Source organism: Streptomyces sp. NPDC111520 (assembly GCF_055635295.1).
In genome coordinates, this window is record NZ_JBVKBW010000013.1 from 102,454 (window position 1) to 129,168 (window position 26,715).

At 73.2% G+C, this 26,715-nt stretch carries 25 protein-coding genes; 19 read left to right on the top strand and 6 right to left on the bottom strand.

The features are described 5' to 3' along the window. Window positions 1-32: 32 nt before the first annotated feature. The 4 genes from ACZ7MY_RS28685 (at window position 33) to ACZ7MY_RS28700 (ending at window position 3,078) form a co-directional block, all read left to right on the top strand. The gene (locus ACZ7MY_RS28685) at window positions 33-827 is read left to right on the top strand and encodes a hypothetical protein (RefSeq protein WP_499606149.1); all 795 of its coding nucleotides are present in this window, start codon (window positions 33-35) and stop codon (window positions 825-827) included. Between the two features lie 58 nt (window positions 828-885). Beyond that, the gene (locus ACZ7MY_RS28690; RefSeq protein ID WP_499606150.1) at window positions 886-1,206 is read left to right on the top strand and encodes a DMT family transporter; all 321 of its coding nucleotides are present in this window, start codon (window positions 886-888) and stop codon (window positions 1,204-1,206) included. Next, a complete protein-coding gene (locus ACZ7MY_RS28695; RefSeq protein ID WP_499606151.1) occupies window positions 1,206-1,760 on the top strand; it encodes a TetR/AcrR family transcriptional regulator in 555 nt (184 codons plus the stop codon). The genes ACZ7MY_RS28690 and ACZ7MY_RS28695 overlap by 1 nt, the downstream gene beginning before the upstream one ends. Before the next feature lie 106 nt (window positions 1,761-1,866). Next, the gene (locus tag ACZ7MY_RS28700) at window positions 1,867-3,078 is read left to right on the top strand and encodes an MFS transporter (protein WP_499606152.1); all 1,212 of its coding nucleotides are present in this window, start codon (window positions 1,867-1,869) and stop codon (window positions 3,076-3,078) included. Here ACZ7MY_RS28700 and ACZ7MY_RS28705 read toward each other — a convergent pair. Continuing rightward, window positions 3,056-3,943: a winged helix-turn-helix transcriptional regulator gene (locus ACZ7MY_RS28705; RefSeq protein ID WP_499606153.1), complete on the bottom strand. Its 888-nt coding sequence runs from the start codon at window positions 3,941-3,943 to the stop codon at window positions 3,056-3,058. The two genes, ACZ7MY_RS28700 and ACZ7MY_RS28705, sit on opposite strands and share 23 nt — an antisense overlap. Window positions 3,944-4,009: 66 nt before the next feature. On the opposite strand from ACZ7MY_RS28705, the gene ACZ7MY_RS28710 reads away from it, so the two are divergent. Further along, complete coding sequence (locus ACZ7MY_RS28710; RefSeq protein WP_499606154.1) at window positions 4,010-5,275, top strand: MFS transporter; 1,266 nt, start codon at window positions 4,010-4,012, stop codon at window positions 5,273-5,275. Between the two features lie 10 nt (window positions 5,276-5,285). Continuing rightward, on the top strand, window positions 5,286-6,278 hold the full coding sequence (dapD, locus tag ACZ7MY_RS28715; protein ID WP_499606155.1) for a 2,3,4,5-tetrahydropyridine-2,6-dicarboxylate N-succinyltransferase: 993 nt from the start codon (window positions 5,286-5,288) through the stop codon (window positions 6,276-6,278). A 109-nt stretch (window positions 6,279-6,387) separates the two neighbouring features. On the opposite strand, the gene ACZ7MY_RS28720 is transcribed toward dapD, so the two are convergent. Beyond that, window positions 6,388-6,846 (bottom strand): DUF4279 domain-containing protein, encoded by a 459-nt coding sequence (locus ACZ7MY_RS28720; protein WP_499606157.1) that lies wholly within the window; start codon window positions 6,844-6,846, stop codon window positions 6,388-6,390. Between the two features lie 58 nt (window positions 6,847-6,904). Here ACZ7MY_RS28720 and ACZ7MY_RS28725 point away from each other — a divergent pair, with 58 nt between their 5' ends. Both ACZ7MY_RS28725 and ACZ7MY_RS28730 read left to right on the top strand, forming a co-directional pair. Next, window positions 6,905-7,270 (top strand): hypothetical protein, encoded by a 366-nt coding sequence (locus ACZ7MY_RS28725; RefSeq protein ID WP_499606158.1) that lies wholly within the window; start codon window positions 6,905-6,907, stop codon window positions 7,268-7,270. Window positions 7,271-7,386: 116 nt separating this feature from the next. Beyond that, window positions 7,387-7,686, top strand: a complete 300-nt coding sequence (locus ACZ7MY_RS28730; protein ID WP_499606159.1) for a hypothetical protein — start codon at window positions 7,387-7,389, stop codon at window positions 7,684-7,686. A 65-nt stretch (window positions 7,687-7,751) separates the two neighbouring features. On the opposite strand, the gene ACZ7MY_RS28735 is transcribed toward ACZ7MY_RS28730, so the two are convergent. After that, on the bottom strand, window positions 7,752-8,258 hold the full coding sequence (locus ACZ7MY_RS28735) for a GNAT family N-acetyltransferase (protein ID WP_499606160.1): 507 nt from the start codon (window positions 8,256-8,258) through the stop codon (window positions 7,752-7,754). Between the two features lie 185 nt (window positions 8,259-8,443). Here ACZ7MY_RS28735 and ACZ7MY_RS28740 point away from each other — a divergent pair, with 185 nt between their 5' ends. After that, complete coding sequence (locus tag ACZ7MY_RS28740) at window positions 8,444-9,178, top strand: rhomboid family intramembrane serine protease (RefSeq protein ID WP_499606162.1); 735 nt, start codon at window positions 8,444-8,446, stop codon at window positions 9,176-9,178. A 31-nt stretch (window positions 9,179-9,209) separates the two neighbouring features. Here ACZ7MY_RS28740 and ACZ7MY_RS28745 read toward each other — a convergent pair whose 3' ends face one another. Then, window positions 9,210-10,937, bottom strand: coding sequence for a dolichyl-phosphate-mannose--protein mannosyltransferase (locus ACZ7MY_RS28745; protein WP_499606163.1), 1,728 nt, complete (start codon window positions 10,935-10,937; stop codon window positions 9,210-9,212). 43 nt (window positions 10,938-10,980) lie between these two features. On the opposite strand from ACZ7MY_RS28745, the gene ACZ7MY_RS28750 reads away from it, so the two are divergent. The 3 genes from ACZ7MY_RS28750 to ACZ7MY_RS28760 all read left to right on the top strand — a co-directional run bounded on the left by ACZ7MY_RS28750 (window position 10,981) and on the right by ACZ7MY_RS28760 (window position 15,424). Continuing rightward, window positions 10,981-11,841, top strand: a complete 861-nt coding sequence (locus ACZ7MY_RS28750) for an alpha/beta fold hydrolase (RefSeq protein ID WP_499606164.1) — start codon at window positions 10,981-10,983, stop codon at window positions 11,839-11,841. A 409-nt stretch (window positions 11,842-12,250) separates the two neighbouring features. Beyond that, window positions 12,251-13,792, top strand: coding sequence for a hypothetical protein (locus ACZ7MY_RS28755; protein ID WP_499606165.1), 1,542 nt, complete (start codon window positions 12,251-12,253; stop codon window positions 13,790-13,792). A 165-nt stretch (window positions 13,793-13,957) separates the two neighbouring features. Continuing rightward, window positions 13,958-15,424 carry an alkaline phosphatase PhoX gene (locus tag ACZ7MY_RS28760; RefSeq protein WP_499606166.1) on the top strand — a complete coding sequence of 489 codons (1,467 nt, stop codon included), beginning with the start codon at window positions 13,958-13,960 and terminating at the stop codon, window positions 15,422-15,424. A gap of 68 nt (window positions 15,425-15,492) precedes the next feature. Here ACZ7MY_RS28760 and ACZ7MY_RS28765 read toward each other — a convergent pair whose 3' ends face one another. Further along, window positions 15,493-16,704: a TerD family protein gene (locus ACZ7MY_RS28765; protein WP_499606276.1), complete on the bottom strand. Its 1,212-nt coding sequence runs from the start codon at window positions 16,702-16,704 to the stop codon at window positions 15,493-15,495. A gap of 287 nt (window positions 16,705-16,991) precedes the next feature. Continuing rightward, window positions 16,992-17,801, bottom strand: a complete 810-nt coding sequence (locus ACZ7MY_RS28770) for an NAD-dependent epimerase/dehydratase family protein (protein ID WP_499606167.1) — start codon at window positions 17,799-17,801, stop codon at window positions 16,992-16,994. Between the two features lie 209 nt (window positions 17,802-18,010). On the opposite strand from ACZ7MY_RS28770, the gene ACZ7MY_RS28775 reads away from it, so the two are divergent. The 7 genes from ACZ7MY_RS28775 (at window position 18,011) to ACZ7MY_RS28805 (ending at window position 26,690) form a co-directional block, all read left to right on the top strand. Beyond that, entirely contained in the window at window positions 18,011-18,946 is a 936-nt protein-coding gene (locus ACZ7MY_RS28775; RefSeq protein WP_499606168.1) for a 5-dehydro-4-deoxyglucarate dehydratase, read from the top strand. Between the two features lie 41 nt (window positions 18,947-18,987). After that, complete coding sequence (locus tag ACZ7MY_RS28780) at window positions 18,988-20,172, top strand: hypothetical protein (RefSeq protein WP_499606169.1); 1,185 nt, start codon at window positions 18,988-18,990, stop codon at window positions 20,170-20,172. Window positions 20,173-21,321: 1,149 nt separating this feature from the next. Continuing rightward, complete coding sequence (locus ACZ7MY_RS28785; protein WP_499606170.1) at window positions 21,322-21,987, top strand: GntR family transcriptional regulator; 666 nt, start codon at window positions 21,322-21,324, stop codon at window positions 21,985-21,987. Between the two features lie 93 nt (window positions 21,988-22,080). Then, window positions 22,081-22,983 (top strand): dihydrodipicolinate synthase family protein, encoded by a 903-nt coding sequence (locus ACZ7MY_RS28790; protein ID WP_499606171.1) that lies wholly within the window; start codon window positions 22,081-22,083, stop codon window positions 22,981-22,983. A 24-nt stretch (window positions 22,984-23,007) separates the two neighbouring features. Continuing rightward, on the top strand, window positions 23,008-24,732 hold the full coding sequence (gene araD / locus ACZ7MY_RS28795) for an L-arabinonate dehydratase (RefSeq protein WP_499606172.1): 1,725 nt from the start codon (window positions 23,008-23,010) through the stop codon (window positions 24,730-24,732). A gap of 108 nt (window positions 24,733-24,840) precedes the next feature. After that, complete coding sequence (locus tag ACZ7MY_RS28800) at window positions 24,841-25,767, top strand: carbohydrate ABC transporter permease (RefSeq protein WP_499606174.1); 927 nt, start codon at window positions 24,841-24,843, stop codon at window positions 25,765-25,767. Then, window positions 25,764-26,690, top strand: coding sequence for a carbohydrate ABC transporter permease (locus ACZ7MY_RS28805; RefSeq protein WP_499606175.1), 927 nt, complete (start codon window positions 25,764-25,766; stop codon window positions 26,688-26,690). The genes ACZ7MY_RS28800 and ACZ7MY_RS28805 overlap by 4 nt, the downstream gene beginning before the upstream one ends. The last annotated feature ends 25 nt before the right edge of the window (window positions 26,691-26,715 follow it).

Sequence of the window (26,715 nt, forward strand, 5' to 3'; positions counted from 1 at the left end):
CCCATGCCGTGCGGACCGTGAGTCTTCCGTGCATGAGCAATCACTTCGCCGCCATCGGACTCGGCGTCGCCGACCAGGACTCCTTCCGCGAGCTCGTCGTCGGGCTGGCCGGGCGGACCGATCCGCGGACGGTCGACGGCGCGCTGCGGCAGCACGTCTGGACCGGATCCGGCGGTGCCCGGGTCGTGATCGAGACCCAGGACGGGTCGATCACCCAGGTACTGCCCTGCCTCAGCCCCGGGGGCGAACCGGTGGCGGTGCGCGGGGTGTCGCTGGTGGACGAGGAGGTCGCCCGGCTCGAACTCCTCGACGGACCGGGCGGGACGATGGTCTGCCCGCTCACGGTCGAGCTGGAGGACCGCGCCGTGCTGCGGGCCCGCGGCGGGAAGGTCCCGGAGGGATCACTGCGCCTCGGCGCGCTCGCCGAGCGGATCACCCTCCACACCGGCGGCAAGGAGGCGTACGAGGCCTCGCAGGAGGGCGAGGAGATCGGTTTCGCGCCCGACTTCCTCATCCCGTTCGGCCTGTTCAGGCCCGAGGGGGCGGAGGAGGACTGGGTGCCCTCGGCGCACGCCGGGTTCGCCGGGGAGGTGCTGCTGGCAGAGGCCCACACCGGCGACGTCACCGGAGGCCGCTTCCACCGGCTGCGGGTGCGGACGATCGCCGGGTTCGAGGTCGATGTCGCCGTCGCCGACGAGGAGTTGACGGACACCCCGGAGGCCGGGCACTGGGTCGACGGGGAGTTCTTCATGACCGGCTCGCTGGGCCTGGAACCGGCCCCGCAGCCGGCGGCCGCCCGGAAGCGGTGGTGGTCGCGCCGGTCCTGAGGGTCCTGAGGCCGCCGCGTATGTACGGGCGTACACAACGATGTGTACGCTCGTACGCATGGCTTACGCACTGCTGGGCGCGGCGATACTCGCCGAAGTGCTCGGGACGACCTCGATGAAGTACAGCGACGGCTTCACCCGGCTGTGGCCCTCGCTCGGCACCGCGGCCGGCTACCTCATCGCCTTCGCGCTGCTCGCGCAGACCCTCAAGACGCTCTCCGTAGGCACCGCCTACGCCATCTGGTCCGGCATAGGCACCGCCGCCATCGCCGCCATCGGCATGGTCTTCCTCGGGGAGGCGGCGACCGCGACCAAGCTGTTCGGGATCCTCCTCGTCATCTCCGGGGTGGTCGTCCTCAACCTCGGCGGCTCCCACTGATGGCCCGCCGCTACGACCCCGAGCGGCGGCAGCGCATCATCGACGCCGCGATCCGCGTGGTCGGTGAGCGCGGCATCGCGGGGCTCAGCCACCGGGCGGTGGCCGCCGCGGCCGACGTCCCGCTCGGCTCGACCACGTACCACTTCGCCACCCTCGACGACCTCCTGGTGGCCGCCCTGCGGCAGTGCAACGAGGCCTTCTTCCGGGAGGTCGGGGAGCGCTCCCTGCTCGGCTCGCCCGGCGCCGACCCGGCCGAGGAACTGGCCCGGTTCGTCGCGGAGACGGTCTCCCGGGACCGTCCCCGTGCGCAGCTGGAGTACGAGCTCTACCTGGCCGCGCTGCGCCACGAAGCCGTACGGCCGGTCGCCGCGGAGTGGGTGGACCGCATGGCCGCCCTCCTCACCCGCTGGACCGACCCCGTCACCGCGCGGGCGCTGGCCGCGCTCACCGACGGGATGTCCCTCCAGGCCCTGCTGACCGGCCGCGACATCGACCGGGAGGAGGCCCGCGAGGTCTTCGCACGGATCATCGGCAAAGCCGGGCGAGACTGCTGACCTATACCGGTCGCGACCTGATCCGGCATCCTCACGCGCCGCATTCACGCCTTCACGTGATCGATTCTTGTAAGGCGTCGATCGGAGGGCCGTAATGAAGCAGGCGATGAAGGACATACCGAAGGTGGTGTGGCTCCTTGCCACCGGGATGTTCTTCGTGGCGGCGGTGAGCTTCACCTTCGTCTACCTCTTCGTCTACCTGACCGGCCCCCGCGGGCTCAGCACCTCCCAGGCCGGGCTCATCGCCGGTGTCGGCGGCATCGGCATGGTCGCCGGGAACTTCAGCGGCGGCTGGTTCGGCGACCGCTTCGGCCACCGCCGCACCCTCATCACCGGCATGGTCGTGTCCGGTCTCGGCCTGGCGGCGCTGCCGCTGACGCCGACCGCCGCCCTCGCGGTGGTCTTCCCGGTCGCCCAGTACGCCACCGGCGTCACCCGGGCCTCCAACTCGGCGCTCATCGCCTTCTCCGTGCCCGAGGGCTCCCGCCGCCAGGGCTTCGCCCTGCTGCGCTTCATGGCCAACCTCGGCGTCACCGTGGGCCCGCCGCTCGGGGCGCTGATCGCCACCACGGTCTCGTACGACTGGCTCTTCGTCGCAGACGGCCTCGGCATGCTCTTCTTCGGCGTCTACGCGCATTTCATCCTGCCGGCGAACGGCAACCACCGGCCCAAGGGCGCCACCTCGCCCGACGCGCCGGGCCTGTGGACCGCGCTGCGCGCCCGGCCCGCCGTCCTGGTGCTGCTCGCCGCGATCCTGGTGGCCGACACCATCTACCGCCAGCAGTACTCCACCCTGCCCGTGTTCCTGAAGGGCCACGGCATCGGCACCGGCGTCTACGGCGCCCTCATCGCCGTCAACGGCGCCCTGGTCATCCTCCTCGAACTCCCGGTGACCGTCGCGCTGCGCCGGCGCGCCCCGCTGCCGATCATCGGACTCGGCGTGATGCTGGTCGGCCTCGGCTTCGCCGCGCTCACCACCGGCCACTGGTACGTCGCGGCAGCCGTCGTGATGATGGTGCTGCTGACCGTCGGCGACATCCTCTACAAGTCGCCGTCCACCGCCTACGTCGCCGACAACGCCCCCGACCACCTGCAGGGCCGCTTCCAGAGCATGTACGCCGGAGCCTCCATCAGCGGCGTGGTGCTTGCGGCCCCGCTCGGCGGCGTGCTCTACGAGACCGCGCCGGGCGCGCTGTGGCCGCTGTGCGCCGTCCTCGGCGTCGTCGCCGGCGCGGCCGTGCTCGGCGCCCAGCGGCTGCCGGGCGTACGCGACGCGGTCGCCGAACCGGACGCGGTCAAGGCCGCGACGCAGTCCTGACCGCGTCGAGTGCCTCCGCCACGCTCGCCGCGACGTCCGTGACCGGGTAGAACACCCGCCGGACCACCCGGTCCGCGCCGACCACCAGCGTCAGCCGCTTCAGCCGTACCGCGCCGCCCGCCCGGAAGGTCGGCAGCCGCAGCGCCGCCGACAGGGTCAGTTCGGCGTCCGACAGCAGGGGGAAGCGCAGCCGTTCCCGCCGGGCGAACTCCGCCTGCTCGTCGGGGCGCTGGGCGCTCACCCCGTGCACGGCCGCGCCCGCCGCGGCGAACTCCGCCTGCCGGTCGCGGTAGGTGCAGGACTCCAGCGTGCAGCCCGCGGCGCCCGGGATGTCGCCCCAGCCCGGGGGGTAGGACGCGGGGCTCGCGTAGGCGCCGGGGAAGCAGTACAGGACGGTGAACGGCTGCTCCGCGGCCACCGGGTCGCGGATTTCGCCGTCCGGGCCCGCGGGCAGCAGCAGTTCCGGCACCCGGGTGCCCGTCAGCGCGTGGACCCGCTCCGCCTCGCGTGAGCCGTCCGCCGCGGTGCCGGTGGTCGCGCCGTCGCCCAGCACCCACTGGTCGCCCCAGTCCTGGAGGGCGATCAGCACCGGCATCAGGGCCCGGCCGCGGGGGGTGAGCCGGTACGCGTACCGCACCGGGCGCTCCTGGTAGGGCTCGCGGGACAGCACGTCCGCGTCGACCAGCAGGCGCAGCCGTTCGGCCAGCACCTTGCGGGACACCCCGAGTTCGCGCTGCAGGTCGTCGAAGCGCTCCACGCCGCGGGCGGCGTCCCGCACGATCAGCAGCGTCCACCAGTCGCCGACCACGTCGAGGGCCTGCGCGATGGAGCAGTTCGCGTCACCTGGTTCTGTGCGGCGGGCCATGCCGCTATCCTGCCACCCGGGAGTGAGTTCCCAAAAGGAACTCACAGGGTGGATGGGGGTGCGGGCATGCGCGAGGTGCCCAGGGTCGTCTGGTCGCTGGCCGCGGGGGTCTTCACGAACGCGGTCGTGAGCTTCACGTTCGTCTACCTCTTCGTCTGGCTGACGGCGGTACGCGGCCTGCCCGTCCCGGAGGCCGGACTGATCGCCGGCACGGGCGGGGTGGGCCTGGTCGCGGGCAACTTCACCGGCGGCTGGTTCGGCGACCACCTCGGGCACCGCGGGGTCCTGCTCGCCGGGTCCGCCGTCTCCGGCGCCGGACTCGTCCTGCTGCCCGCCCTGCCCACCGCCGCGCTGCTGCCCGTCCTGCTGCTCGCGCAGTACGCGGCCGGCACCGTACGCGCCGCCAACTCCGCGCTCGTCGCCGTCTCCGTGCCCGAGGGCGCGCGCCGCCAGGGCTTCGCCGTGCTCCGCTTCGCCTCCAACGCGGGCTTCACCATCGGGCCGCCGCTCGGCGCGCTCCTGGCCGCGCACACCTCGTACACCTGGCTCTTCGTCGCCGACGGCATCGGCACCCTGCTCTTCGCCGGCTACGCCGCCCTCGCGCTGCCCGCCCAGGGCGCCCGCCGGGACCGCGCCGCGCGCCCCGACCGCGCCGGCGGGCTGTGGGCGGCACTGAGGGCACGGCCCGCCGTGATGGTGCTGCTGGTGACGATCCTGGTCGCCGACACCGTCTACCGGCAGCAGTACTCCACCCTGCCCGTCTGGCTCGCCGACCACGGCATCGGCACCGGCGCGTACGGCTGGCTGATCGCCGTCAACGGCGGCGTCATCCTCTGCCTGGAGATCCCCGCCACCGTCGCCCTGCGCCGCCGCCCGCCGCTGCCGATCATCGGCACCGGGCTCGTCCTGGTCGGCGCCGGCTACGCCGCCCTGGCCGGTGGGCCGTACATCGCCACGGCGGCGACCATGATGCTGCTCCTCACGGCGGGTGAGATCCTCTACAAGACCACCGCCACCGCCTACGTGGCCGACAACGCCCCCGACCACCTGCAGGGCCGCTTCCAGTCCCTGTACGCGGGGGCCTCCGTCAGCGGCACCGTCCTCGCCCCGCCCCTCGGCGGCGCCCTCTACGACGCCGCGCCCGGTGCGCTCTGGCCGGTCTGCGCGGTGCTGGCCGCGCTCAGCGGGGCGGTGGTGCTGGCGGCCGCCGCACGGTGGCGGCACGACGTGGGCAAGGGCGCCGGCCGGGCCGTGGCGGGGGCGGTGCCGGGCCGGGCGCGGCGGCGTTCCGGATGGCGGGCCGGTTGGGCAAGCGCGGGACGCAACGACTAGCGTTCGACCCATGACTGAAACGACCGCCACCTCTCGCGCCACCGGTGCCGTTGCCGCAGGCCTCGCCACGATCGCCGACGACGGCACCGTCCTCGACACCTGGTTCCCCGCGCCCGAGCTCGTGGCGGCCCCCGGCCCCGCCGGGACCGAACGGCGCACCGCGGAACAGGCCGCCGAACTGCTCGGCGACGCCGCCCCCAAGGCGCTGGGCCCGGACCCGCGCCGCGGGGTCGAGGTCGTCGCCGTGCGCACCGTCATCGCCTCGACCGACGACAAGCCGCTCGACGCGCACGACGCCTACCTGCGCCTGCACCTGCTGAGCCACCGCCTGGTCAAGCCCAACGGCCAGAACCTGGACGGCATCTTCGGCCTCCTGGCCAACGTCGCCTGGACCTCGCTCGGCCCCGTCCCCGCCGGGAACGTCGAGCGCGCCCGCCTCGCCGCGCGCGCGGAGGGGCTGCACCTGTCGGTCCACGGCGTCGACAAGTTCCCGCGCATGACGGACTACGTCGTCCCCTCCGGCGTCCGCATCGCCGACGCCGACCGCGTCCGCCTCGGCGCCCACCTCGCGTCGGGCACGACCGTGATGCACGAGGGCTTCTGCAACTTCAACGCCGGCACGCTGGGCACCTCCATGGTCGAGGGGCGCATCAGCCAGGGCGTCATCGTCGGGGACGGCTCCGACATCGGCGGCGGCGCCTCGATCATGGGCACCCTCTCCGGCGGCGGCAAGACCGTCGTCTCCATCGGCGAGCGCTGCCTCCTCGGCGCCGAGGCCGGCATCGGCATCTCCCTGGGCGACGACTGCGTCGTCGAGGCCGGCCTCTACGTCACGGCCGGCACCCGGGTCTGCCTCCCCGACGAGACCATCGTCAAGGCGAAGGAGCTCTCCGGCGCGAACAACCTGCTCTTCCGCCGCAACTCCATCACCGGCACGGTCGAGGTCCTGCAGCGCAAGGGCTCCTGGGGCGGGCTGAACGAGATCCTGCACAGCCACAACTGACCGCGTACGGTCCGAGGTCCCGGGACCCCGGACCGCGCCGGCCGACGTGACGAGCGCCCTTCCGCCGCCGATGACGGCCCGGGAGGGCGCTCGCGCGTCCGGCCCGCGTTCAGTCCTCGTCCGGGCCGGAGGTCATGTCGTACTCGTCCACGTCGATTTCGGCACCGACGGCGGCGAGGAAGTCCAGGACCTCGCGGTCCAGGTGCCAGCCGAAGAGGTTCGGGCCGTCCGGGCCCCCGGGAGGGGTCCGGTCCGCGTCCTCGAAGCAGCGCACCACCTGGAGCACGGCCCCGCCGCCCTCGGCGGCCAGGCGGGCGGCGAGGGCGGCGATGCCGGCCGTGTGGGGCCGCAGCCTGTCGAGGACGCGGGCGATCTGCTCGTCCACGCACAGGTCCGGATCCGCGCACGCGACTTCCCACGAGTGGTCGACCGGGAGCACCGTCGGCCCCGCGCGGCGACTGCCGCGCACCGACACCTTGTCGGGGCTGACGCCGAGCCGTTCGGTGATCTCGTGTGCAGGGGTGTGGCGGCTGTACAGGGCGAAGTACACGTGCTGACGGACGGGCATCCGCGAGATGCTACCCCGGACTCGGGGTGGCGCCGGTCCGTGGGGAGGTCACAACAGGTTGGGTGTCTACGTTTCCATCAGGGGCTGGCTGGAGTGCGACGCGCAGCAGCTCGCCGCCGTCCGCCAGGTGATCGCGGACCACTCCGACGGGCACTACAGCGACGGCTGGGGCTTTCCGGCCCGACACTTCAATTGGACCTGCTACGTCTTCTACGGCGGGGACGTCCGTGAGTCCGCGGTGGACTGGTTCACGGACCAACTGCGAGCGATGGCCGCGATCCCCGCCTCTGACGAGGACGGGGACCTGGTTCGCGGCATCTTCGTGGCCGGCCACGAGTTGGGTCAGCACGTCGAGTGGCAGGTGCGGGGCGGGTCGGTGGTGCCCCGGCCGGCCGAAACCCGACTCGGGTACCTATTCGAATGACCCGACATCGGCGTCGAACATGGCGGCGTCCCTGGGCGGTTCGAGCTCCGGGATCTGCGGGGCTGGAGGTTTGTGCGGGATTGGCTCCCCGGGCCCTTCTGGCCGTATGGCCGTCCTTGTCAGCCGACGTCGACGCCGTACTGGGAACCCTGCCGGCTGAAGGCCTCGTCGAAGGTGTCTGGCGGGACGACGACGGCCACATCCACAGCGCCATCGTCGATGAGACCGCCTTCCCGGAACTGACCGCCCGGATGCGCGGTGCCTCCGCGGCAGCGATCGTGTCTGCGTACGCGGGTGAAGCTGTTCCGCTGTTCACCGCTGTGATGCCCGACGACGACGGAGTCCTCCGCGCTCGCTGGCGGACCGAACCGACGCCCGGTGACCGGGAATGGGCTCGCCACCATCCCGAGGGGTGAGCGCTCGGATCATGGGCCTCGCCTACAGGCTGCCCCGCGCGGGATCACCGCTGCCGGGACCGGCGCTATGCGTGCGGAGTCGCGTCGGGTGTGGCTGCGGCTGTCGCGGGTGGGAGGGGGAGGCGGAGGACGATCTCGCCGTCGTCGATGTCGCCGGTGGGTTCGAAGCCGAACTTGCGGTAGAAGGGCCAGGGCTCGCCGTCGCCGGGCTCGTAGCTGGTCAGCAGTTCCGTGGCGCCGTCGGCGCGGACCAGGTCGACGATCTGGGTGAGCACCTCGCGGCCGATCCCGTGCCCCTGGTGGTGCTTGTCGATCAGGAGGCGCCAGATGAAGTGGCGTCCCTGGTACGGGCCGGACGGCGGTTTCCACGAGAGCATCACGAAGCCGACCGGCTCGTCGCCGCGGTACACGGCGCGGTACCAGGGGCCGGCGTCCGGCATCTTCGCGGCCTGCTTCAGCGACAGCGACACGGAGGCGACGAACTGCTTCTGCTTGTTCCGGACGCGGAGGGCGCGGACGGCTTCCCGGTTCTCGTCGGTGATCTCCCGGAGGTGCACGTCTGAGGACGCCATGCCACACCCTCTCCCTGCTCGCCAGGCAGCACGTCCCCGCAGCGTATGCGGCCCGCAGGGTCCGCAGGGGGACTGGCGCGCCGGGCGCAGCCGTGGGGCTTGGGCGGAACTGGTTGCCTGGGGCACCATGTGACCCGCGGGGTTCGTGGTGTGGGCGGGCGGGGACCGCCGGGGAGGGACGTGTCATGGGTGGGGCGGAGCGGGACGGGTCGGGCTCGGGAGCGGTACGGCCGGAGGAGATGATCGCGGAGGCGCGCAAGGCGTTCTTCGTCGTGTTCGGCTTCCTGGCGGTCGTCTGGCTGCTGCAACTGGCCAACTACGCGGGCCACTACGCGCTCTCGCGGGACTACGGGGTGGTCTCCGGCGACGTCGGCACCCTGCCGGACGTCCTCACCGCGCCCTTCCTGCACTGGAGCTGGGCGCACATCGAGAGCAACTCCGGTCCCTTGTTCGTGTTCGGTTTCCTCGCCGCGTACCGCGGGGTGGGCCGCTTCCTCGCGCTGAGCCTGCTCGTCGCGGTGACCAGCGGCCTCGCGGTGTGGTTCTTCGAGCAGGGCAACGCCGACACCGTCGGCGCCAGCGGCCTGATCTTCGGCTACTTCGGCTACGTCGTGGTCCGCGGGCTCTTCGACCGGCACCTGATCGACACCCTCATCGGCATCGTGATGGCGGCGTCCTTCGCCTACATGCTCACGGTCGCCGTGCCCGGGACGCCCGGGGTGAGCTGGCTGGGCCACCTCGGCGGGCTGGTCGGGGGCCTGGTGGGGGCCTGGCTCTTCCGCGACCGGCGCGCCCGCGGCGACCGGCCGGCCCACGGGGGCGGCGGGCCCGCCGCGGTGACCCGCGGCGGCCTCCCGGTCCCCGCCGACAACCCGCGCGCGGGCCTGCACAAGGAACTGGACGACCTGGGCCTGCTCTAGGAACGCCGCCCCCGCGCGGGCCCGGGCCGCATCAGATCCAGGTGTTGAGCCACATGCGGGCGTGCCAGTCGTCGTAGGGGATCGTCCGCCCCGTGTAGATCGGGAAGAAGTAGATGAAGTTCCAGACGATCAGCAGGACGAGCACGCCCGCGGCCACCGACCCGTAGGCGCGGCGGCGTTCGGTCGCCCCGGCCCGGCCCAGCAGCGCGCCGATCGTCATGGCGAGGGCGAGGCAGACGTAGGGGAGGAAGACGACGGCGTAGAAGGAGAAGATCGTACGGTTCTGGTAGTGGAACCACGGCAGGTAACCCGCGGCGACCGCGCACAGGACGGCGCCCGCCCGCCAGTCGCGGCGCATCGCCCAGCGGTAGAGCAGGTAGACGAGGGCGAAGCAGCCCGCCCACCACAGCAGGGGCGTGCCGAGGGCCAGGATCTCCCGTGAGCAGTTCGCGGTGCCGCAGCCGTCCTGCCCCAGCTTGGGGGACTCGTAGAAGAAGGACACCGGACGGCCGAGGACCAGCCAGCTCCACGGGTTGGACTGGTAGGGGTGCGGGTCGTCCAGGCCGACGTTGAACTGGTAGACCCCGTACTCGTAGTGCCACAGGCTGCGCAGCGGCGCCGGGATCCACGACCACGTGCCGCCCCGGCCGTCGGCCCAGTGCCGGCCGTAGCCGTCGTCGCTGAGGAACCAGCCGGTCCAGGTCACCAGGTACGCCAGCACGGCGACCGGGACGACGGACAGGAACGACCAGCCGAGGTCGCGGCGGAGCACCGCGCGGAAGGGCCGGCGGGCCCCGGCCAGGCGGCGGGCGCCGACGTCCCACAGGACGGTCAGCAGCAGGAAGAACGCCAGGTAGTACAGGCCGTTCCACTTGACGCCGGAGGCGAGGCCCAGGAGCGCGCCGGCGGAGAGCCGCCAGGGCCGCAGGCCGGTCCCGGCGCGGGCCGCGGTGGCGGGGTCGGGACCGGCGAAGCCGTCCTCGTCCACGGGGAGGGCCGCGGCGAGCCGGGCCCGCGCGTGGTCGCGGTCGATCAGCAGGCAGCCGAACGCCGCCAGTACGAAGAACATGACGACCACGTCGAGCAGGGCGACCCGGCTCATCACGAAGTGCAGGCCGTCCACCGCCATCAGCCCGCCGGCCAGGCAGCCCAGCGCCGTGGAGCGGAACAGGCGGCGGCCGATGCGGCACAGCATCAGCACCGACAGCGTGCCGAGCACCGCCGCCATGAAGCGCCAGCCCAGCGGGTTCAGGCCGAACATCCACTCGCCGAGCGCGATCACCCACTTGCCCATCGGCGGGTGCGCCATGAAGTGAGCGGTTTCGGAGAGGGGGATGACCTGGGGGTCCCCGAGGATCTGCGGGTCCGAGACCTTGCGGTCGGGCCAGCCGCCCTCGTAGCCGAGCTGGAGCAGGGACCAGGAGTCCTTGGCGTAGAACGTCTCGTCGAAGACGATGGCGTGCGGGCTGCCGAGGCCCACGAAGCGCAGTGCGCCGGCGAGGACGGCGACCAGGACCGGGCCGAGCCAGCCCATGGCCCGTGCGGCGCGGTGCGCCCGCGCCGGGCCGAGGCCCAGGGCCCGCCACGCGCGGGTGCCCGGTTCCGGGAACGGCGGGACCAGCCGCTCGCGGGTGTCGGTGCGGGGGCGGGGGCTGTGGCCGAACCGGCGCAGTCGCCGCGGCCAGTCGGCTGCGGTCGCCGCCCGGGGGTCGCCGGCGTCGTCGTCGGTGCGGTCCGGCGTAGCGGTGTCCGTCGTCACCCGGACATCCTAAGAGGGTTGTCGGATCGTCATACTGACCCCTGTGTTCGAGGAGATGCTGGTACCGGTCTCGCGCGACCCGGCGGTGGAGTTGTTCGTCGCCCTGGCCGGCGATCCGACCGGTCCGCCGCTGCTGGCGGTGCACGGAGGACCCGACTGGGACCACACGTACCTGCGGCGGCCCCTGGACCGCCTCGCGGGTCACCGTCGGCTCGTCCTGCCGGACCTGCGCGGCTGCGGACGCTCCACGCGCGGGCTTGCCGACGGCCACTACACACCGGACGCGGCCACCGCCGACCTCCTCCGGCTCCTGGACGCGCTGGAGATCCCGCGCACGGACGTGCTCGGCTTCTCCTACGGCGGGCTGATCGCGCAGCGCCTCGCCCTGGCCGCACCCGGCCGAGTGAGGCGCCTGGTGATCGCTTCGAGCAGCGTTCTGCCGGTGCCACCGGACGCCTTCGACGGCTGGCGGGAGCGCGAGGAGCGGCTGGCGGCGGAGGCCGCGGTGTGGTCCGACCCCGCGCTGTCCGGAGCGGCCATGACCCGCGCGGCCGCCCTGGCCTCCGCGCCGGCGAACGTGTGGCGCGCGGCGGCCCTGCCCGGTTACCTCGACGTCCTGCGCGGCGTCTGCTTCACCGCGGAGTGGCTGCGCCCCTTCGAGGCCGGGACGCTGCCGGGGCCGCGCCGCCCGGACGACCCCGAGCGGCTCGCCGCGCTCGGTCTGCCCGTGCTGCTGCTGCACGGACGGCAGGACATGACCTTCCCGGTCGGCCTGGTGGCACCCACGCTGCGGCTCCTGCCCACCGCGCGGGCCGCGATCATCGAGGAGGCCGGGCACATGACCCATGTTGACCAGCCCGACGCCTGGCTGGAGGCCCTGGAGGACTTCCTCGCGCAGGCCTGACGTTCGGCCGTCGCACGGCATGCCCACGAGGGCCTGTGAGGAACTTCCGCGCGTGCGGGGCCTGAGGCGTCCGGCGTTGGCCCATCCCGCCCCTCGTCGGGATCAAGTGCGCCGGGCGGCGTGCGGGGGTCTCACGTGCGCCCGGTCGTGCGCCGGTGATTCGGGCCGCCGGGGCGTACGCACCGGGGGCAGGGCCGGGGGTGGGGCGGGAGTGACGTCGCTGACGGGTGGAACGGCCGGGCACGTCCGCTGGGCCGCCCCGACCCGTTCAATGCCGACGGATCGCGCGTCGGTTGCGGTAACGGCGGGTGACGGAAGGCCGAAGCGCACCCACCGGGCGCCCACACGTCTAGGCTGGTGCTGCGCGTTCGGGCGCCCCCCACGACACCGCTGCATTGGAGACCCCGCCATGGCCGCTGACCGCCTCGACCTGCCGCCGGTGAGGCTGCTGCCCGAGGAGGAGCTGGCGCGGTTCGCACTCGCCGTACCGCTCCTCGACCGCGCGGTACGACTGGCGCGCTGGTGCGCGCCGCACGTGACCGTCGACGCGATGGGGGAGCTCACCGCGGAGGACCTCCCGCGCGCCGTCCGTGAGCTGGGCCTGGAGGACGAGCCGGACGGCCCGGCGGACGCGGCGCAGGCCTGGGGCGTGGCCGTGGACGCCGGACTCGTCGACCTCGAGATCGAGGACGGCCCGGACGAGGACGACGAGGGCGACGAGGAGGCCGGCGCCGGGATCGTGGCCCTGGACGAGCCCGCGGGGCGCGCCGTGCCCGGCGAGGCGCTGCGGCGGCTGGACGCGGGCGGGCCGCGCGAGGTGCTGGAGGTGTGGCTGGCCGCGCTGGACACGGCGCTGGCCGAGGCCGCGACCCCCGACCTCGACGGTCTGATGGAGGAACTGGGCCCGGACGGCGAGGTCGACCTGGGCTCCCTGGACTGGGACCCGGAGGAGGAGGCCGAGTTCCTCGACGGTGCGCTCGCCAACCTCTACCTCTTCACCGCCATGGAGGACTCCGGCGGCGACGCCAAGGACGCCGTGCCGCTGCCGGTGCTGGCCGCCTCCCTCGTCGTCCCCGAGGACGTCGAAGAGCCGAGCGACGCCCTGCTGGAGGACGTCACCGAGGTGATGATGCGCCTCGACGAGCACTTCCGGCTCCTCACGACCACCGGGCTGCTGGAGTACCAGCCCCTGGACGAGGCGCTGATCGAGGAGGCCGAGTCGGAGGACGACGGCCCCGCCGAGGGCGCGGCGGTCTTCCCGGACGAGATCGGGCCGGAGGAGGTCTCCCGCTACGGTCTCGTGCGGCTGACGCCGCTCGGCCTGTACGGCGTGCGGACCCGGCTGGTCGACGCCGGCATGCACGCCCCGGCCGCCGGTGACCTGGCCGGGGAACCGGCCACGGTCCTCCTGGAGGCGCTGTTCCAGTACCCGGACCAGATCGCCCGCCGGGAGGCCGACGCGTGGCTGGGCAACCGCAAGCCGTACGACGCGGCCCGCGAGCTGCTGGAGGCGGCGCGCGGCGAGGACCGCAACGCGCCCGGCCGCCGGCTGGTGGCCCAGCAGACCCTGAGCCTGCTCGGCGACGAGGCCGAGCCGGCCCTGCGCGAGGTCCTGGCCGACCGCCAGCTCGGCGGGCTGGCCCGGGTCTGGCTGACGGAGCGCGAGGCGGCGGACGTCCCGGCACCCGACGAGGACATGATCTTCTGGCTCACCGTCGACACCATCGCCGCGCAGCTCGACGCCGACGACGACCCCGAGTTGCTGCGCGAGCTGGTCACCGACCTCGTCGCCCGGCACGACGGGTTCTTCTCCGCCGCCTGGCGGGTGGACCACCCGGCGACCGCCGACGTTCTGGAGGCCATGGGGCGCATCCACCCCGACAAGCGGCTGGCCAAGGAGGCGCGCAAGGCCGCCTTCAAGGCCCGTTCGGCGGGAACCACGGCGCCCTGAGCGGCCCGCGGTCCTCCTCGCGGACCCCGCGGGGAGGGCGCGCGGGAGGCCCGAACGCTGCAGGGAATGGGCGCCGGAATGTCCCGCTCAGTTCAACTCCCGTTCGCCGCGGGACGGGAGCGTGACTGCGGCAGAGCACCGACCTTGTGGCCTCAGGAGAGAACGATGCCTCTCACCCGCAGAGACTTCGCCAAGCGTACGGCGATCACCGGCGCCGGAGTCGCGCTGGCCGGAACCGTCGACGTCCTCGCGACCGCACCCGGCGCCCTCGCCGCCGAGGCACCGGCCACCGCCGCCGAGGCCGGCGCCTCCCGGCACCACGGCGGGCTGGGCTACGGCGAGCTGGTGCCGGACCCCAAGGGCATCCTCGCCCTGCCCAAGGGCTTCTCCTACCGGGTCATCACCCGGACCGGCGTCACCAAGCTGGAGTCCGGCGAGTCGACCCCCTCCAACCACGACGGCACCGCCACCTTCGAGGGCCTGCGCGGTGCCACGCTGCTCGCCAACAACCACGAGCTGGCCGGCGCCCGCGCCGACTGGCCGCACCCCGTCCCGCTGACCGAGGGCCTGGTCTACGACTCCGGCGCGGCGGGCGGTGTGACCATCGTCGAGGTCGCCCAGCACGGCGGCCACGTCGTGGAGTGGGTCGGCGTGGCCGGCACCGCCACCAACTGCGCGGGCGGCCGCACTCCTTGGGGCACCTGGCTGACCTGCGAGGAGACCGAGGACAAGGCCGGCAAGAACGGCTTCCTGAAGGACCACGGCTACGTCTTCGAGGTCGACCCGTACGACCGCAGGGCCAACCGCGACCCCAAGCCGATCAAGGCCCTGGGCCGCTACGCGCACGAGGCGGTCGTCGTCGACCCCAAGCGCGGCCACCTCTTCCTCACCGAGGACGCCTCCAACCCCAACGGCCTGTTCTTCCGCTGGACCCCGCCGGCCGGCTTCCACCACGGCCGCGGCAGGCTGCGCGCGCTGCCCGAGGACGCGGGCGTGCTGCAGGCCTTCAAGTGCTACGACTCGGGCGGCAGGTTCGTGGACGACCTGTCCCGCGCCACGAAGATCGGCGTGGTCTACGGCGTGGACTGGGTGGACGTCCCGGACCGCGACGCGAAGACGACCTCCGTCCGCAAGCAGTTCGCGGCCGGCGAGGTCACCCGGGCCCGCAAGCTGGAGGGCATGTGGTGGGGCGACGGCGGCGTGTACGTCGTCTCCTCCTACGCCCGCGAGGAGAGCCCGGGCGCGTCCCACGACGGTGCCGTGTGGTTCTACGACCCCAAGCGCCGCACCCTGACCCTCAAGGTCCTGCTGGGCGTCAACCCCGACCCGTCGGCCGACGGCGCCTTCGACGGCCCCGACAACATCACCGTCTCGCCCTACGGCGGCCTGGTCATCGCCGAGGACGGCGAGGGCGTGCAGCACCTGTTCGGCGCGCTCGGCGACGGCCGTACCTACCCGATCGCCCGCAACGAGCTCAACATCGGCACCGCGGAGGAGCCGGAGTACAGCGAGTTCACCGGGGTGACCTTCTCGCCCGACGGCAGGACGCTGTTCGCCAACATCCAGGACCCGGGCATCATGCTGGCCATCACCGGCCCGTGGCGCCGCCAGGGCCACGGCGGAGCCTGCTGAGACCCGACCGCGTCACCCGCGCCCGGTGGTCCGTGCCCCGCACGGACCACCGGGCGCGCCCGCGTCGCTCAGAGCGCCTGCGCGGCGGGCTTGACCATGCCCTTGACGGTGCGGGAGTCGACGAAGTCGCCCATCGCCGTCATCTCCCACTCGCCGGAGAACTGGCGGATGAACTTGGCCATCATCACGCCCGTGCGCGGCTCGGCGCCGGTGAGGTCGAAGCGCACCAGCTCCTCGCCCGTCGTGCCGTCCATCAGCCGGCAGTAGGCCTTGGCCACCTGGTTGAACTTCTGGCCGGAGAAGGAGTTCACGGTGAAGACCAGCCCGGTGACCTCGGGCGGCAGCCCGCCGAGGTGGACGGTGATGACCTCGTCGTCGCCCGCGCCCTCGCCGGTGAGGTTGTCGCCGGAGTGCTGGACCGCGCCGTTCAGGATCGTGAGCCGGCCGAAGTAGCAGGACTCGATGTGGTTGCGCTGCGGCCCGTACGCGATGACCGAGGCGTCCAGGTCGATGTCCTTGCCGCGGTAGGCGGGCTCCCAGCCCAGGCCCATGCGGACCGAGGCCATCAGCGGCTTGCCGCCCTTGACCAGGGAGACCGTCTGGTGCTTCTGGAGGTTGACGCGGCCCTTGTCCAGGTTGATCTTGCCCGTGCCGGCCGGCGGGGCGGGCGGGGCCGGGGGCGCGGCCGGGGGTGCGGGGGGCGGCGTCACGGCGGCCGCCGCCGGGGCGGGCGGCGGGGGAGCCATGGGCGGCGCCTGGGGCGGTGCCTGCGGCGCGGCGGCCGCGGGCTCGTCGACGGAGACGCCGAAGTCGGTGGCGATGCCCGCAAGACCGTTCGCGTACCCCTGGCCGACCGCGCGGGCCTTCCAGGCGCCGGAGCGGCGGTAGACCTCCACCACCACGAGCGCGGTCTCGCTGCTCAGCCCGGACGGGGTGAAGGTGGCGAGGACGGTGCCGCTGTCGGCGTCCCGCAGCGTCGCCGTCGGCTCGGTGCCGGCGAAGGTGGCCCCGGGCGCGTCGGGGCTCGCCGTCACGACGATCTTCTCGATGCCGGCGGGCACGGCCGCGGTGTCGACCGTGATGGCGTCGGGGGAGGTGCCGCCACCGGACCGGTAGGTCACACCCGGCCCCGCGGGCTGGTTGTAGAAGACGAAGTCGTCGTCGGATCGCACCTTGCCGTCGGCGGCGATCAGGAGGCCCGAGACGTCCAGCCGCACGGGCGCGGATACCTCCACTGTCACGCGCGCCGCGGAGAGCGGGATGTTCGAGCCGGGTGTCATTGCGGTCATGTTCCGCTTAACGATCGTTACGGGTTTACGGTTCCATTACCGAACGGGCTTTTCACGTGTCACGCATCGCGGTGGTCGGCGGGTGGCGGTCCCGACGGTCCCGGCGGACCTGGCCGACGAAGGCGGAGGCGGCCGGGATGCGCGATGTCGTGGCGGAGCGGTTCGGCCGGGTGGCCGTGCCGGCCGACAACGCGGGCGGGGACGTCGCGCTCGCGCACCGGCTCGCCTCCCCGGGCGCCGGCCACGTCACCGCGCGGATCCTCCGAGGGTGGCCCCGGTCAGTGCGGCCAGATGGGCGGGTGCGTGGTGAAGTGGCCGCCGAGGTGGGCGTGGTCGGGGTTTGCCGGGTCGAGTTCGCCCTGCTCGGCGACGAGCTTCGCGGCGAAGGGCTCGGAGTCGTCCTGCGGCTCGTAGCCCAGCGCCCGCGCGGAGGACAGGTCCCACCACAGCCGGGTGTTGGCGCTGCTGCCGTAGACCACGGTGTGCCCGACGCCCTCGGCGGTGAGGGCGGCGTGGAAGAGCCGTGCGCCGTCCTCGGGGCTCATCCAGACCGAGAGCATGCGCACGGACGTCGGCTCCCGGAAGCAGGAGCCGATGCGGACGGAGACGGTCTCCAGGCCGTGCAGGTCCCAGTAGAGCTGGGCCAGGTCCTCGCCGAATCCCTTGGACAGGCCGTAGAAGGTGTCGGGGCGCCGCGGGGTGTCGACCGGGATCAGCGGGTCGTCCCCGACCGGGCGCGGGGTGAAGCCGACGGCGTGGTTGCTGGAGGCGAAGACGATCCGCGGCACGCCCTCCTCGCGGGCGGCCTCGTAGAGGTTGTACGTGCCCTCGACGTTGGCGCGCAGGATCTTCTCGAAGGGGGCTTCCAGGGAGATGCCCGCGAGGTGGATGATCGCGTCGACCCCGCGCACGGCCTCGCGCAGAGCGGCGCGGTCGGCCAGGTCCGCGGTGATCGCGTCGGGCGCGCCCTCGACGGGCAGCATGTCGAGGAGGCGCAGCTCGTAGCCGTGAGCCGGCAGCAGCTCGCGCATCAGGGTGCCCAGGCCGCCTGCGGCGCCGGTCAGCAGGACGGTGCGGGGAGCGGGCATGCGCGGGTCTCCTCGATAGGGCGTCCACGTTCATGGACGTTATTCATATTCATGGACACGCTAAAGAGCGCTTGTCGAAGCGTCAAGACTCCACCACCTGCGGCTGTCTTCCTTGACCCTTCCTCCTGTGCTGCTTTAGCGTGAACGCGTTCATGAATATGGACATCGATCAGATGAGCGCACAGACGCCAGTCCTCAGGGAGAACCCGATGACCGATGCCGCCTCACTGTCCGCGCGCCTCGACGGCCTGCTGTTCTTCCCCGTGACGCCCTTCGGCCCGGACGGCGCCGTCGACCTGGAGGTCTTCCGCGCGCACGTGCGCCGCGGGATCGAGGCCGGGGCCGGAGCGGTCTTCGCCTGCTGCGGCACCGGCGAGTTCCACGCGCTGACGCCCGAGGAGTTCCGCGCCTGCGTCGGCGCGGCCGTCGAGGAGTCCGCGGGCCGCGTCCCCGTCGTCGCCGGCGCCGGCTACGGCACCGCACTGGCCCTGCAGTTCGCGCGTCTCGCCGAGGACGCGGGCGCCGACGGACTGCTCGCCATGCCCCCCTACCTCGTCGTCGCCGACCAGGCCGGACTGCTGCGGCACTACGCGGCGCTCGCCGCGGGCACCTCCCTCGACGTCATCGTCTACCAGCGCGACAACGCCGTCCTCACCCCCGCGACCGTCGCCGAACTCGCCCGCATCCCGCGCGTCATCGGCCTCAAGGACGGCGTCGGCGACCTCGACCTGATGCAGCGCATCATCAGCGCCGTCCGCAGTACCGTCCCCGACCGCGACTTCCGCTACTTCAACGGCCTCCCCACCGCCGAACTCACCGGCCTCGCCTACCGCGGCATCGGCGTCACCCTCTACTCCTCCGCCGTCTTCTGCTTCGCGCCCGAGATCGCCCTCGCCTTCCACCGCGCCCTGACCGGCGGCGACGACGCCACCGTCAACGCCCTCCTCGACGGCTTCTACCGGCCTCTGGTGGAACTGCGCCAGCAGGGCCGCGGCTACGCCGTCTCCCTGGTCAAGGCCGGTGTCCGGCTGCGCGGGCTCGACGCCGGCGAGGTGCGCCCGCCGTTGTCCGAGCCCTCACCCGCGCACATCAAGGAACTCGCCGAACTCATCGATCGCGGCCTCGCCCTGCTCGGCGAGGACTGACGTACCGTGACCCGCGTCAACCCCCTTCACCAGGAGCCGCGTTGAGAGCCTCCACCTTCGTCTACCCGTGGGACGTCATCGGCGACCCGGAGGCGGCGGACCGCATAGCCGGCCTCGGCGTCCAGCAGGTCACCCTCGCCTCCGCCTACCACTCCACGCGCGCGCTGACCCCCCGCCACCCCGGGCACCGCGTCGTCACCGCGCGCCACGCAGCCGTGCTCTACCCGCCGGGCGAGCGCCGCTGGGCGGGGCGCGCCCTGCGGCCGTACACCCAGGACTGGGCGGGCGCCGAGGACGCCTACGGCGAGGCCGCCCGGGCCCTGCGGGCGGCCGGACTGGACGTGCACTCCTGGGTCGTGCTCGCCCACAACTCCCGCCTCGGGGACGAGCATCCCCGGGTGAGCGTGCGCAACGCCTACGGCGACCGCTACCCCTGGGCGCCGTGCATCGCCCAGCCGGAGGTGCGCGAGTACCTCGTCGACCTGGCGGTGGAGGCCGCGGTGCGGCCGGGGACCGGGACGGGCGGCACGGAACTGGAGTCCTGCGGCTGGTACGGCTTCGCGCACCTGCACGCCCACGACAAGGTCGGCGGGGTCCCGCTGCCCGGGGCCGCGCAGTACCTGATGTCCCTGTGCTTCTGCGCCGCGTGCGAGGCGGGGTACGCCGGGCTCGGCGCGGACCCGGACGCGCTGCGGGCGGCCGTGCGGGGCGCCCTGGCGCCGGTCTGGGCGGGGGAGTGGACCCCCGGGGCCGACGAGTGGGCCGACGTCGAGAAGCTGCTCGGGGCGGACCTCGCGGGGCTCACGATGGCGTGGCGGGGCCCCGTCGCGCGGGAGTTGCAGCGGGCGGCGGTGGAGGCGGTACGGGCCGCCGCGGCAGCGGCCGCGGCACCGGGGTTCCGGGTGCTGCTGCACGCGGACCCGAACGCGCATCGCTGCGGGGCCAATGTGGGTGTCGACCCGGGGTACGTCCTGGGGCACGCGGACGGGCTCGTGCTGCCCGGGGTGGACCTGGTCGCGGCCTGTGCGCCGCACGCGCGGCCGGGGACCGTGCTGGCGGCCAATTTCCCCGTGGTCGCCGGGATGGGGGGCAGCCCCGGCACGCTGGCCGCGGACGCGGCCCGGGCCGCCGCGGCGGGGGCGACGGAGCTGCGGCTCTACCACGCGGGGCTCGCGTCCGCGGCGGATCTGGCGGCGGTGCGGGCGTTTTTGGCGGGCGCGGGCTGAGGCTTGCGCCTTCTGTGCCGGGGGCGTTGTGTGCCCGGTGCGTGGTTGTCTGCGGCGCCGTCGTGGTTGCGGTTGCGGTTTCGTCCCCGCCTGCCCGGTGTCTGGGTGCGGGTCTGTTGCGGCTGCGCCGTGCAGCGCCGGTTGTCGTGTGCGGGTCCGTTGCGCCTGCGGCGGGCTGTTCGCCCGCCCTCCCGCCCTCCCCCAGCCTTCGGCCGGGGGGACCCCCATCCGGCGCGGTTGGTGCGGGCCTGCGCACCTCGTTGTGGGGTCGGCGCTGCGCCGGCGCACTCCCCCAGCCTTCGGCCGGGGGGACCCCCAGAACGCTCGCGGTTTACCCCAACATCGTCGGGCGCCGCACTTGACCGCTCGTCTCCCCCAGCCTTCGGCCAGGGGGAGCACCCCGCCACACCCCCTCCCGTCGTATGGGCGCACAACGGCCGGTGGGGGGTATGGAGGCGGTCCAGGGCGCCCCGAACCGCCCTCTGAACCCACGACGCCACGGTGCAAGCCCACAACATCGGGTCCGCCGCTCGATCTTCCCCAGCCTTCGAAAAGGGGGCCCCGCAACACCTCCCAGCTTGTGCGGGCGCGTGACGGCCGATGCGGGATGCGCCAGGCACCTGCGGCATGGCCTCGTTGCTCGTCTCCCCGGTGGGGGTCAGCTGGGCAACCGGGTTGCTCCGGACCGCCTTCTGACCTCCCACCGGCCGTTGGTCGCTGTCGATAGGGAGGGGGTGGGGGAGTTGGGGGCACCCCCGGCCGAAGGCTGGGGGAGGGTGGGCGTTCTGGACGCTGACGTGTATGTGATGTGCGGCAGAGACGGCAAGAACGAGTGGTGCCCGTCATGCACATAAATATGCGGTACAGAATGCCCACCCCGGAGGCCCCGCCCCGGCCCACCCAGCCACAGTGCGCAAGCCCGCACCAATCGCGCCGGATGGGGGTCCCCCCGGCCGAAGGCTGGGGGAGGGCGGGAGGGTGGGGGAGAAACCCCAACAGAAACCACGACGCACCCGCACGCAAGCACAACCCGGTGCAGGCGCCCCCGGCGCGACCCATTGACGAACCCCGCCCCCAGCCCTACCTTCGTCGCGTCGTACTTCGTACGTCATATATGAGACGCCATACGCGAGACCCGAAAGAGCCCCCATGGACCTGCTCGCCGGCGCCGCGCCGACGCCGATTCCGTCCCGTACCCAGGTCGTGCTGGAAACGATCAAGCACGGGATCCTGACCGGGCGCCTGAAGCCCGGTCAGGCACTCGTGGAGGCCGAGCTGGCCGCGCAGTTCGGGGTGTCGAAGACGCCCGTGCGGGAGGCGCTGAAGACGCTCGCGGGGACCGGGCTGGTCGTGATGAGCCAGTACAAGGGCGTGACCGTGCGGACCGTGGACGCGGAGATGGCGCGTCAGGTGTACGACGTGCGGCTGCTGCTGGAGCCGGAGGCCCTGCGCCGTACGGTCACGCACCGCGCCCCGCTGGACGCCGCGCGGGACGCGCTGTCGCGGGCCGACGAGGCGGCGGACCGGGCCGACCGGTCGCTCGCCAACCGGGAGTTCCACCGGGCGCTGTACACGCCGTGCGGCAACCCCCTGCTGGCGCGGATGCTGGACGACGTACGGGACCAGGCGGCCCTGGTCTCCGCGGTGGTCTGGCAGGAGACGCCGTCGTGGGAGCAGGAGGCCCGCGAGCACCGGGAGATCCTGGCGCGGGCCGTGGACGGGGACGCGGACGGCGCGGCGCGGCTGCTCCACGACCACATCGCGAGCTTCGTGGCCCGTGCGTTCCCCGGCGGCGACGACGGGCCGGCCCGCTGAGCCGCGGGCGCGCGGGGGTGAGGGGACGGCCCCCCGCGCGTCCGCTTCCGCCCCGTCCCGACCCCGCAGTCACCCGAGTTGAAGGGCAACCGCATGTCATTCGCAGAGCAGTCGTCGGCGCTCGCCGACGTGGTGGCGATCCCGGTGACCCCGTTCGGCGCGGACGGGGGCGTGGAGCGCGCCGCGTACCGGGCGTTGCTGCGCCGGCTGCTCGACAGCGGGGTGCGGACGGTGACGCCGAACGGCAACACCGGGGAGTTCTACGCCCTCGACCCGGCCGAGCGGCGGCTGGTCGTCGAGCTGACGATGGCGGAGGCGGACCCGGGCACCCAGGTCGTGGTGGGCGTCGGCCACGACGTGCCGACCGCGGTGGCCGCCGCGCGGCACGCGCGGGACGCCGGGGCGCGGATGGTGATGGTGCACCAGCCGGTCCACCCGTACGTGTCGCCGGAGGGCTGGGTGGACTACCACCGCGCGATCGCGGAGGCCGTCCCGGAGACCGGGGTCGTGCCGTACGTCCGCAACCCGGGGCTGGGCGGCGGACTGATCGCACGCCTCGGCGAGCTGTGCCCGAACGTCATCGGGGTGAAGTACGCGGTGCCCGACGCCGCCCGTTTCGCGGCGGTGGCGCGGGACGCGGGGCTGGACCGCTTCACGTGGGTCGCGGGCCTCGCCGAGCTGTACGCCCCCGCGTACTGGGCGGTCGGCGCGTCCGGCTTCACCTCGGGCCTGGTCAACGTCGCGCCCCGGGTGTCGCTGGAGATGCTGCGCGCGCTGCGCGACGGCGACTACGCGGCGGCGATGAAGGTGTGGGAGCAGATCAGGGAGTTCGAGGAACTGCGGGCCGAGCAGGGTTCCGCCGACAACGTGTCGGTGGTGAAGGAGGCGCTCGCGGCGCTGGGGCTGTGCCGCCGCGAGGTGCGGCCGCCCAGCCGGGCGCTGAGCGCGGACCGGCGTGAGCGGGTGGCCGCGCTCGTCGCCGGCTGGGACGTGTGAGTCGGGAGGGGACGGAGGGCCGCCATGAAGAAGCCGGAAGAGCTCCGCAGCCACCAGTGGTACGGGACAGAGGGCCTGCGCTCGTTCAGCCACCGGGCCCGCACCCGGCAGCTGGGCTACCTGCCCGAGGAGCACCTGGGCAAGCCGGTGATCGCGGTCCTCAACACCTGGAGCGACATCAACCCCTGCCACGTGCACCTGCGCGACCGGGCCCAGGCGGTCAAGCGCGGGGTGTGGCAGGCGGGCGGCTTCCCCCTGGAGTTCCCCGTCGCGACGCTGTCGGAGACGTTCCAGAAGCCGACGCCGATGCTCTACCGCAACCTGCTCGCGATGGAGACCGAGGAGCTGCTGCGTTCCTACCCCGTGGACGGGGCGGTCCTGATGGGCGGCTGCGACAAGTCCACGCCCGCGCTGCTCATGGGGGCCGCGAGCGCCGGCCTGCCGGCGGTGTTCGTGCCGGCCGGGCCCATGCTGCCCGGGCACTGGCGCACCGAGGTGCTGGGTTCCGGCACGGACATGTGGAAGTACTGGGACGACAAGCGGGCCGGGCTCATCGGCGACTGCGAGATGGCCGAACTGGAGAGCGGGCTGGCCCGTTCGCCCGGTCACTGCATGACCATGGGCACCGCCTCCACGCTGACCGCGGCGGCGGAGGCGCTGGGGATGACGATGCCCGGCGCCTCGTCGATCCCCGCCGTCGACTCCGGGCACGACCGCATGGCGGCGGCCTCCGGGAGGCGGATCGTCGGTATGGTGCGCGAGGACCTGCGCCCCTCGGCGATCCTGACCCGGGAGGCGTACGAGGACGCGGTGGCGACGGTGCTCGCGCTCGGCGGTTCGACCAACGCCGTGATCCACCTGATCGCGATGGCGGGCCGCAGCGGTGTGCCGCTGACGCTGGACGACTTCGACCGCGTCGCCCGCACGGTGCCGGTGCTGGCGAACCTCCGGCCCGGCGGGCGGTACCTGATGGAGGACTTCCACTTCGCGGGCGGCCTCCCCGGGTTCCTGACCCGGCTGCGGGACGCGGGCGTCCTCCACCTCGACCGGCCCACCGTCGCGCACGCGACCCTGCGCGAGCAGCTGGCCGCGGCGCTCGTCCACGACGACGACGTGATCCGCCCGCTGGAGAACCCGCTCGCGGCCGAGGGCGGCGTCGCCGTCCTGCGCGGCAACCTGTGCCCGGACGGCGCGGTCATCAAGCACATCGCCGCGGAGCCGCACCTGCTCAAGCACACCGGTCCGGCCGTGGTGTTCGACGACTACCGGACGCTGCAGCGCACCATCGACGACCCGGGACTCGGCATCACCGAGGACAGCGTCCTGGTGCTGCGCGGCTCCGGCCCGCTCGGCGGACCGGGCATGCCCGAGTACGGGATGCTGCCGCTGCCCGGCCATCTCCTGAAGAAGGGGGTGCGGGACATGGTGCGGATCTCCGACGCCCGGATGAGCGGCACGAGTTACGGCGCGTGCGTGCTGCACGTGGCGCCCGAGTCGCACGTGGGCGGCCCGCTCGCCCTCGTCCGCACCGGCGACCCGATCACCCTGGACGTCCACGCGCGCACCCTGCGCCTGGAGGTCGACGACGCCGAACTCGAACGCCGCCGCGCGCAGTGGCAGGCACCCCCGCCCCGCTACGGACGCGGGTACGGCGCGCTGTACCAGGACCAGATCACCCAGGCCGACACCGGCTGCGACTTCCGCTTCCTGGCCCGGCCCGGAGAAGTGCCGGAGCCCTACGCGGGCTGACGCCCCGCCGCGCACCACCCCGCACCGCCCTCACCGCCACCGCGCCCGTGGCGGCCCCGCACCACTCGGCAAGCGCTTTCCCCGTACCCGTACGAAGGAGTACCGGTCATGGCCACAGCCGTGGCGAAACCACCCCGGCCCCCGCGGCGCCGGCCGTCCGGCGCGGCCCGGCGCACCCCGTACCTGCTGATCGCCCCTGCCGTGCTGCTGATGCTGGGCTTCATCGCCTACCCGATGGTGAGCGTCCTCTACTACAGCCTCCGGGACCACAACGTCACCAAGCCCTGGCGGAACGGCTTCGCCGGCCTCGGCAACTTCCGCCGGATCCTCTTCGACGACCCGCTGTTCTGGCAGAGCCTGCTCTTCAGCCTCAAGTGGGTCGCCGCGGAGGTGGGACTGCAGCTCGCCCTCGGGCTGGCGCTGGCCCTGGTCGTCAACCAGACCTTCGTCGGGCGCGGCCTCTCGCGCGCCCTGGTCTTCTCGCCGTGGGCCGTCTCCGGCGTGCTGACCACCACGATCTGGATGCTGCTGTACAACCCCGCCACCGGCATCAGCCGCTACCTCGCGGACGCCGGCATCGGCGAGTACGGCACCTCGGTGCTGTCCGACCCCGGCACCGTCTTCCCGGCCGCCGTCCTGGCCGAACTGTGGCGCGGCGTACCGTTCTTCGCCATCCTCATCCTCGCCGACCTGCAGTCGATCCCGGACGAGCTGTACGAGGCGGCCGCGGTCGACGGCGCGGGCCGCTTCCGGCGCTTCCGCCACATCACGCTGCCCCACCTGCGGGACGCCATCGTGCTGTCCACGCTGCTGCGCGGGGTGTGGGAGTTCAACAACGTCGACCTGCTCTACACGCTCACCGGCGGCGGTCCCGCCGGGTCGACGACCACGCTGCCGCTGTACGTCGCCAACACCGGCATCGACGGCCACGACTTCGGCTACGCGTCCGCCCTCACCACGGTCGCCTTCGTGATCCTCCTGTTCTGCTCCATCGTCTACCTGCGGCTCAGCAAGTTCGGGGGCGACCGCGCATGACCACCACCGTGCCGGAGACCAACGGCGTCCCCCTGCCCCGCGTGGCCCCCGCCGCGCGGCCCGACGGCGGCGGTGGCGGCACCGGGCCGCGCCGCGGACGCCGGGCGCTCACCGCGGGCGCGCCCCGCTGGCAGATCTACCTGCCGCTGGGCCTGTACCTGCTGTTCACGCTCGTCCCCTTCTACTGGATGCTGCTGTTCGCGCTGCGCCCCTCGGGGTCCACCTCACTGGTGCCGTGGCCGGCCACCACGGCGCACTTCTCGAAGGTGTGGAACGACCTCGGCTTCGCCGTGTTCTTCAAGAACAGCCTGCTCATCGGCATCGCCACGCTCCTGATGACCACCGTGATCGCCCTGCTCGGCGGCTACGCGCTGGCCCGCTTCGACTTCCGCGCCAAGCGCGCCTTCCTGCTGGCCCTGCTGTGCTCGCAGTTCATCCCGGGGGCGCTGATGCTGGTGCCGCTGTTCCAGATCTTCAGCGAACTACGCATGATCGACTCGCTGTGGAGCGTCATCGTCGCCGAGACGGTCTTCCAGCTGCCCCTGTCGATCATCCTCATCAGCGGCTTCATCAAGAACGTGCCCGTGTCGCTGGAGGAGGCCGCCTGGGTCGACGGCTGCGGCAGGATCCGCGCCTTCTGCGCGGTGGTGCTGCCGCTGCTGCGCCCGGGGCTGATCGCGGTGGGCTCCTTCGCCTTCGTGCACAGCTGGAACCACTTCCTCTTCTCGCTGATGTTCCTCAGCACGCAGGAGAAGTACACGATCCCCGTCGGCCTCAGCTACACCATCGGCTCCGGCGAGAGCGTCGAGCTCGGGACGCTCGCAGCGGGCGGCGTCGTGGCCGCCGTGCCCGTCGTCATCGTCTTCGCGTTCATCCAGAAGTGGCTGGTCACCGGCTTCAGCGCGGGTGCCGTCAAGGGCTGAGGCCCGGCCGGTCACCCGCGGTTCC